The 7,100-nt window shown below is 61.4% G+C and carries 5 protein-coding genes and 1 pseudogene; 3 read left to right on the top strand and 3 right to left on the bottom strand.

The genetic code is table 11. The features are described from left to right. Nucleotides 1-136 precede the first annotated feature (136 nt). On the bottom strand, nt 137-1,825 hold the full coding sequence (locus tag ADL12_RS18030) for a DUF885 domain-containing protein (RefSeq protein ID WP_062703683.1): 1,689 nt from the start codon (nt 1,823-1,825) through the stop codon (nt 137-139). A gap of 631 nt (nt 1,826-2,456) precedes the next feature. On the opposite strand from ADL12_RS18030, the gene ADL12_RS18025 reads away from it, so the two are divergent. The 3 genes from ADL12_RS18025 (at nt 2,457) to ADL12_RS18015 (ending at nt 6,019) form a co-directional block, all read left to right on the top strand. Next, nucleotides 2,457-3,710 carry a YcaO-like family protein gene (locus tag ADL12_RS18025; RefSeq protein WP_062703680.1) on the top strand — a complete coding sequence of 418 codons (1,254 nt, stop codon included), beginning with the start codon at nt 2,457-2,459 and terminating at the stop codon, nt 3,708-3,710. A gap of 46 nt (nt 3,711-3,756) precedes the next feature. Beyond that, a complete protein-coding gene (locus tag ADL12_RS18020) occupies nt 3,757-4,944 on the top strand; it encodes a cytochrome P450 (protein ID WP_063806680.1) in 1,188 nt (395 codons plus the stop codon). A 94-nt stretch (nt 4,945-5,038) separates the two neighbouring features. After that, a complete protein-coding gene (locus ADL12_RS18015; protein ID WP_062703679.1) occupies nt 5,039-6,019 on the top strand; it encodes a methyltransferase in 981 nt (326 codons plus the stop codon). A 147-nt stretch (nt 6,020-6,166) separates the two neighbouring features. Here the strand turns inward: ADL12_RS18015 and ADL12_RS18010 are convergent. Continuing rightward, nucleotides 6,167-6,814: pseudogene (locus tag ADL12_RS18010) on the bottom strand (DedA family protein); the annotation flags it as partial. Nucleotides 6,815-6,832: 18 nt separating this feature from the next. Then, the coding region (locus ADL12_RS55585; RefSeq protein ID WP_208614558.1) for a hypothetical protein at nt 6,833-7,100 on the bottom strand (268 nt) is incomplete at its 5' end.

Genomic DNA, 7,100 nt, shown 5'->3' with positions numbered 1-7,100 from the left:
CACGGGCGATCTTGGTCGAGAACCCGTCTACCAGGAGCTTCGTCGTTGCGCAGGACAGTCCAACTCGCGGTCAGACACCGCCAGCTTGCAAAGGGCTCAGTAGCTCACCTCGTCACACCGCCGACGTGTCTTTTCCCTACAGTTGGGAGAGCTCGGCAGTCAGGTCGTCTAGGCCAAGAGGAGGTTGTGCCAGCGCGGCCATGTGCCAGCGCCTGAGTTCGAACTGTGAGCCGTGACGCTGCTTGGCTGCCTCCCTGCCAGCGAGCCAGGACCGTTCACCGAGCTTGTAGCCGATTGCCTGACCGGGCATGCCTTGATAGCGCCGGATCTCGTTCTTGACGAACCCCTGTGACAATCCGCTGTGTGATGCCAGGAAGCTCTGGGCCAGGCTAGGAGTCCACCGCTTCCCGGGATGGATTGGTGAATCGCTTGGTATGGGGAGCTCCAGGTGGATTCCGATGTCAATGATGACGCGCATCGACCGGAGCATCTGGGCGTTCAAGTAACTAAGGCGCCGTGCAGGATCGGAAAGGAAGCCAAGCTCGTCCATGAGGCGTTCGGCGTAGAGCGCCCAGCCTTCGGAGTTCGCGCTGATCTTTCCGAGGGTGGTCTGGTAGCGCGAGTGGTGAGCTGCGGTGTAGACCAACTGAGCCATCTGGAGGTGGTGGCCGGGCACACCTTCGTGGTACCAGGTGGAAACAAGGCTGTGCACGGGGAATCGGGTTCGTCCCATGACTGGGAGCCAGGTACGGCCCGGGCGTTCGAAGTCCGCTGAGGGCGGTGTGTAGTACGGGGCGGTGCCCCCAGGGGCGATTTCGGATTCCACGCGTCTGATCTGTTCGGGGAGTTCGAAGTGAATTCCGTCAAGTTCTTCGATGGTGGTGTCCATCAGTTGTTGGAGCCATCGGCGAGTCTGCTCGGCACCGAACACCGCTTCGCCGTGTTCGTCTGCCCAGCCGAGGGCATCCCAGGGGGTTTCGGCCTCCGGGAGGATCTGTTGAGACTGTTCTCTCATCTCGTCCAGCAGGCGGTGGAACTCTGACCAGCCGTACGCATATGCCTCATCGACGTCGATGTTTGCGCCGGTGAAGAAGCGTGCCATGTGGACGTACCGGTCCCGACCGATCACATCGGAGGCGTTGACTATGGCCGGGGCGTAGCTGTCGCGTAGCCAGTCGCGCAATTCCAGCAGCGCGGTTGTGGCGACCTGTGCCGCCTGGTCCAGATGTGCGCGGAGTATCGGGGGTCCTTCTTCTACGTGGGCCTGGAACCAGCTCCCGTTCTGGCCGATCCAGGTCTGCAACTGGGTAAGTAGCTCCTCCAGCTGCGCCGGCTGGCCGGGAAGCCCGCGGCTGAGACCTTCGGCAAGTGCCGTGCGGTATCCGCGCAGTGCGGCTGGCACGGCGGTCAGCCTCTCTACAACCGATTCCCAGTCTCCTTGAGTCCTGGGCGGTGCCATCATAAACGATTCCATCACCGCTCGTACGGGCGAACGGAAATTGGTGGCGTTCCGTAGTTTCTCCCCCGACTCGTGTAAAGCAAGGTCAGCGGTGAGGCGCTCTCGGAGCAGACGTGCACAGTGGCGCTCTCGCGAAACTTCCGAGTTTGGCGTTTGCTCAGCTACTGCCAGTCGGCGGAGAGTGCGGCGCGCGAGGTCCGCTAAGACCTCGTGACCATCGGGTGAGTAGTCAGGTAGGCCCTCCATGGATTCGGGTGCTCCGAGGAATCTGCCAGTAATTGGGTCCAACTGTGTAAAGGCATCCAGATATTCGTCGGCCACATTCCGAGGAAGGGGACCCTGGCCGGACACTTCGTCGTGAGTCATCTGACCATCTTCCACGTATGACCTACTCCGCGCCATTGCCAGTCAATGTGAGATGCGCACCCCGAGTGGTGATCGACGTTTTTGGACAATGGCCTGAACGGACCTTCTTTCTGCCATGAACACCGCAGGGGTTGCGCCAATCCGGCCACGCTGGTCCCGAAAGGAACGAAAACATTGGCTCATTTGGATGGTTATATTGTGAGATCCGTGCGCCCTGCATCACTTCGAGACCGCAACGTTGCAGGTGAGTGCTGTCGAGATCGGGGGTGCCGATCAAGCCCCCTCGACGTTGTCCAGATTTGAGGGAACTTGTCGACACATGGTTGACCCGTGGGGATCTCGCCGCGAAAGCTGATCAAGTCCTCAACCAAGGGCGGCCGCACCTGACTGCGGGCATCGTCACGACTGCCGCAGGCGGCCTCTGCGACGAACCAGGAGGCAGAGATGGGTTTCTACGAGATGTACCTCAGCATCAAGCCGGACAGCGACGCTGAGCTGACCGCCACGGAGGAGCAGACCCTGGAGGAGCTCGGCCTCCAGCAGGGCTAGCAGCACCCCGAAGGGTGGGCACGTGCACGTGCCCACCCTTCGGGTTTTCCACTTCCCAGCAGGCGCGAGAGATGGAGAAGGAATGGATGCCTACGGATCTGCAGTTTCCGGGGAACGATCGTTCAGCCTTGAGGAAGCCTGGCAGAAGGCCCACGACACCCTCGCCGAGATCGGCCTCACCGCAGACTTCATCAAACTGGATGGGGACCCGGGCGCCTGCCGGTGCGAGCTCCGGAGAGGGACGGACCAACTCGGCGGGATACCCGGCACCGGTAAGGGGCATGGGTTCATGGCGCGCGTCGGTTCCGTCTACGAGGCCATCGAGCACCAGTTCCTCGACGGGTTTCTCTTCGACGACAAGAAGCTCTCCCTCGTGCCGGCTCACCGAGTAGCCGCCCAGCCTGCGCTCAGCGCCGACGGGGCAGTCGCCCTCTTGAAGGACGGCGACGACACGTCGCTGTCATGCCTTGAGTACGAAGCCCTGCACGACGCCAGTCGTATCCAGGTGCCTCTGTTCCTCTCCTCCGTCTGGTGGACTGAGGGCGAAAGCGAGTTGCGGCGGCGCCGCCTGGGCGACAACTACAACTACGGCTCGGTAGGCCGCTACGCGAGCAACAACGGCAGTGCGATCGGCGCCAACGTCACCGAAGCTACCGTGCATGCCATCAACGAGGTGATCGAGCGGGATGCCCTTTCTCTGATCGCCTTACGCGGCTTCCTCTCGCCCGATCCGGTCCTTGCGACCATCGACCCCCAGACCCTTCCAATGGACCTGCAGGAACTTCTCTCCTACGCAGAGCAAGTCGTCGGTGACCGCGTCTACCTCATAGACATGACCACCGACAATGGTGTCCCTGTCACGCTCGCGTACGTAGCCCCGGGCCCTGACGGCGCCTATTGGCGGGGTACAGGCGCCTCGCTCTCCACTACGTACTCCGTCTATCGCGCTCTGACGGAGCTGCTTCAGATTTTCCAGGTGGCCGCACGCGAGGGCACAACGATCGTCCCCTCCACGCACCTGGTGCGGAACTACCCGAAGCTAGTGGCATGTGCAGAGTTCAACCTGACAGAGGCCCTGTCCCGCGCGGAGACCGTCCCCTTCGTCCGGTCCGACTCCCTGGAAGGACCTGAAGCACATCTCAAGGCACTCATGGAAGCGCTGCATGCGCGCGGCCTGGAGGTCTACCGGCATGTGACGCACACCTTCGACAGCGGTGTCAGCGTTGTTCAGATCCTGATCCCCGGACTCGAACGCTTCATGCTCACCCTCAAGGGCCAGTTCGTGCTTCCTGGCCTGCGGGGGAAGTCATTCATGGCCGGCCTCGCCAGCCGTTGAAGCTGGTCTGCTCGACGCAAATACCTGCCCATCTGGGAGCATCGCCGTGACAAGTGTCATTCGTACAGCTCCGCCACCCGTCTCCGACGGCGGAGAAGCCCTGATCGCCTGGCTGCGCAGAATGCGCAAGGAGGCACCCGTCTGCAAGGACAAGAAAACTGGTATCTGGCAGGCATTCCGGCGGGCCGACGTTCTCCGCATCATGTCAGACACCGAAGCGTTCTCGTCAGACATTCTCCAGGTAGTTCCTGAGTCCAAAGAGTTCGCCCGGGGAAATATCATGCTGACCGACCCTCCGGATCACAGAAAACTCCGAAGGATCGTCAGCGCCGCGTTCACCCCGAAAGTCGTACGGGATCTCGAACCCAGAATCCGGCAGATTGCGACATCCCTGCTCCGGAACGTGTCCAGCGAACGGTTCTTCGATTTCGTACAACACTTCACCTATCCCTTGCCGATGATGGTGATTGCAGAGCTCCTGGGCATTCCGAAAAGGGACTGGGCTGGCATGCGAGGGATGTCCGAGGCACAGGTCGCTGTTGCAGTGGACGGGCCAATCGACGAGGACTTCCTGAAGTCGGTCGAGCTTATTGGGCGTGACTTCAACGGTTACCTGGCGGAACTGTGCAGGGCTCGACGGGAGGCTCCTCGGGACGACCTGATGAGTCGCCTCGTTCAGGCTGAGGTCGACGGTGAGCGACTTACCGACGAAGAGATCGTGAACTTCGCCGGCCTCCTCTTCCTTGCCGGACATCTCACGACCACCGTAATGCTCGGCAACACTCTGCTGTGCTTCAATGAATTTCCCGACGCGTTGCGGGATCTTCGCGCAAATCCGTCTCTGTTGCGGCCGGTAATCGACGAAGTGATGCGCTATCGGTCGCCCTTCACGCAGGTAGGAAGGGTCACCAAGCATGACGTCGAACTGAGCGGTATAGTTGTGCCTGCAGGCCAGATGATCCTGGCCTGGACCCTCTCAGCCAATCGCGACGAAGAGGAAATTCAGGCCGCGGACCTGTTCGACATCCATCGCGGCATCAATCCTCACATCGCATTCGGCCGGGGAATTCACTACTGCCTGGGTGCTCCGCTCGCCTACCTGGAAGCAGAGATTGCCATACCCATGATCCTCGAAGAGTTCTCTGAAATTAAGGTAGGAGGCATAGAGGATATGGAGTTCTACGAGCTGGGAATCTTCGGCCCCAAGGCTCTCCCCATCCAGGTGGAGCGGTGAACAGCGCACGGAAGGACCCTGATCAATCTTGGTAGACGCGGCAGAACCTCGGCAGAATACCTCTGCAAACGATCAAGATGTCACACGCGTACTGGTGCTCTCCAGCATCTCCACTCCCATGGCCATCCGAGTCGCCGCGACTCTCAAGATCCCGGATCTCATCGGTCAGGGGATCCACAGCCCGGATCGGATCGCCGTCACCACCTGCACCGACAAGGGATCCCTCCTGCGTCTCATGCGCCATCTCGCCGCAGTCGGCATCTTGGTGGAACGTCCCTCCGGGGGTTTCGAGCTGACCAACCTCGGAGATGTCCTGCGATCGGATCACCCCGCAGGACTGCGACCTTGGCTCGACACGACCAGTGCCCTCGGAAGATCGGACTTGGCGTTCTTCGGTCTCCTGGAGGCGGTGCGCACCGGTCAGCCAGCCTACCCAGGTGTGTTCGGCAGACCATTCTGGGATGACCTCAGCGAGGACCCGGAGCTGGGTGCATCCTTCGACGCCCTGATGGCCTCCGAGAGGACCACGGCCGCCCTTGAGATCGCTGCGGCCGTGGACTGGAATGGGGTTTCGAGCATGGTGGATGTCGGCGGAGGCACCGGACGCCAGCTGGTTCAGATCGCCAAGCGCAACCCCCACCTGTCCGGCATCCTCGTCGACCTCCCTGCCACGGCAGCGGCGGCTGGACGCCACTTCGAGGAGGAGGGACTCGCGAACCGATGTCGTGCGGCATCAGGGAGCTTCTTCGATCCACTGCCCCCGGACGCCGACTTCTACCTACTGTCATTCATCCTGCACGACTGGCCAGACGCCGAAGCAACCCAGATCCTGCGCCGATGCGCGGAAGCGGTGACACGCAATGGCCGAGTTGCCATCGTCGAGCACGTCATGGGGGACGCCCAGACAGGCCGCCGGATCACCGGGATGGACATGCGGATGATGGCGACCTTCGGGGGGCGGGAGAGGACTCTGGCCGAATACACGGATCTCGCGGGCACCGCGGGACTTGAGGTGGGGCAAGTTCAACGGATGGGTTCGGGGTCCTCGATCATCGAATGCACTCCAGTGGCCTGACTACTGGGGTGTGCATCCGAACTGGCTGTGCCAGAGCGGGCAGCATCCTCGCCTCGCCGGTCTGCCCGCTCTCTTCCAAAATACAAGACCAAAAAACGTTTACTGCCTGATGCGAGGATCACGCGAGGCCGTTGGCTCGATATTTGCTGGCCTGCTAGTGCCTGCGGTCTTGGCCTCCTTGCGAGCCTTGAGCACTTCGAAGATCACGGGGACCACCGAGATGAGCACGATCAACACCAAGATCGATTCAACGTGCTCCCGGATGAACGCGATCTGTCCGAGAAAATAGCCAGCCACCGTGACACCGGCCCCCCAGCCGATGCCGCCGATCACGTTGTAGGTGAGGAAGGTCCGGTACTTCATTGAGCCGGCTCCTGCGACCATTGGCGCAAAGGTCCGGATGATTGGCACGAAGCGGGCGAGCACGATGGCCTTCGGGCCGTGCCGCTCCATGAACTCATGAGCTTTATCCAGGTTCTCCCGTTTGAAGAGCTTGGAGTTCGGCCGGTTGAACAGCTTCGGGCCGAAGAACTTGCCGATCATGTAACCGACCTGGTCACCGATGATCGCGGCGGCCGCGATCAGGGTGCAGACCAGCCACAGCGGCTGGGTGATGTACTTCCCGTCCGCGACCAGCAGGCCCGCCGTAAACAGCAGCGAGTCGCCCGGCAGGAACGCGAAGAGCCCCGATTCGGCGAAGACGATGACCAGGATGCCGATCAGGCCGAAGTGTGAGATCAGATAGTCCGGAGACAGCCACTCTGGGCCGAGCGCGAGCGTGTGTAGGGGTTCCACTGTTTCCGGGCTCCTGAATCAGCTGGGTACATGAGCAAAGCAGATGATCTCTAGTATCAGGCCCATGGCACGGCTGACTTGTGGCACATAGTCAGCTTCCAGCCACTGAGCCTCTAGCGGCACCGCTGAAGAGGCTCCCTGACCGTTATCAGCGGTGCCGATCCAGGGTAAGGACGGCAGCTGAGATTGAGCCCTTTGCAAGCTGGCGGTGTCTGACCGCGAGTTGGACTGTCCTGCGCAACGACGAAGCTCCTGGTAGACGGGTTCTCGACCAAGATCGCCCGTG

Origin of the sequence: Streptomyces regalis, assembly GCF_001509475.1 — a bacterium.
GTDB lineage: Bacteria > Actinomycetota > Actinomycetes > Streptomycetales > Streptomycetaceae > Streptomyces > Streptomyces regalis.
This window is presented reverse-complemented; position numbering and strand designations above follow the sequence as displayed.